A 1,009-nucleotide genomic window follows, 5' to 3' on the forward strand; every position below is an offset into this window, starting at 1 on the left:
GGTTCACTTCGCCGTTGACGATGTTGTCGATGACGGCCAGGATGTGCTCGATGTTGCCGGGCTGAAGCTGGCCGGGCTGCAATTGTCCGGCCCACTGGTTCTGCAGCTTCTTGTACAAGCCGAGCTTTTTTCCTTGGCCGCGCTCCAGCGCGTTGTCGGTACCCGTTGCCGTTGAGCCGCCGCAGGAACCGACTCCCTTGCCGTTATTGCCGTTGCCGTTTCCTTTGCCGGAGTTGCCTCCGGAGCTTCCTCCGGATTTTCCGCCTCCGCCGCCTTTGGCCAGGATTTGTACCGGCTTGGACTTCTCGGGGGCAGCCACGGCCACTTGCCCGCCGGATTGGTCCTCGACGCTGGAAACGCAGGAGTTGCCGTTTCCTTTGCCCTGGCTCTTGCCTTGGCTGTTGCCGTTGCCTTTCCCCTGGCTGTTGCCGTGATCTTTGTCTCTGCCGTAGGCCTTGCCTTTGCCGCCGCGGGCCGGGACCGCCGCCTCGCCGGCTTTGCCGTTCATCGCCGCCAGGATCATCTCCATGAACTGCTCGATGTCGATGGTTTCCTGCTTGTCCGACTCCGCGCCTTGAATGATCGCTTTGCGCACGGTGCGGTTGCCGGAGGCGTCGTATTCATAGAGGATGACATCGCCTTCCGGCGTGGTCACCCGGTTCAGCTGCTCGCGCGCGTCATAGCCGAATTCCGACGCCCGGCCGTTCTCGTCGGCCTTCGTGACGAAATCCCGCGCGTTGTGCTCATATTCTGCCGCAACCAGCGGTTCGCCGTTCGGCCCTTGCGTCGTCCGGCTTTGGATCGTATGGTCCGGCCGGAACACCGTCTCGGTCGAGGTGCCGTTCGGGAACGCCATCCGGGTGACGTAGCCGTCGTTGTCGTATTGGAGCCCGTACTCGTAGCCTTGGGTGTCCTTGAAGCTCAAAGCCCGGCCGCTGGCGTCCCGCACGTATTCCATGCGTTGGCCGTTGATGGTCTCCGCGCTCAGATCGCCGTTGTCGTCATATTC

Annotated in this window: 1 pseudogene; it reads right to left on the reverse strand. The window is 62.5% G+C overall.

The annotated features are described in order from the left end of the window. Window positions 1-958 (reverse strand): annotated as a pseudogene (locus VF724_RS21275) (hypothetical protein); the annotation flags it as partial. Window positions 959-1,009: the final 51 nt, after the last annotated feature.

The sequence above is a fragment of the Ferviditalea candida genome, from assembly GCF_035282765.1.
Classification (GTDB): domain Bacteria; phylum Bacillota; class Bacilli; order Paenibacillales; family KCTC-25726; genus Ferviditalea; species Ferviditalea candida.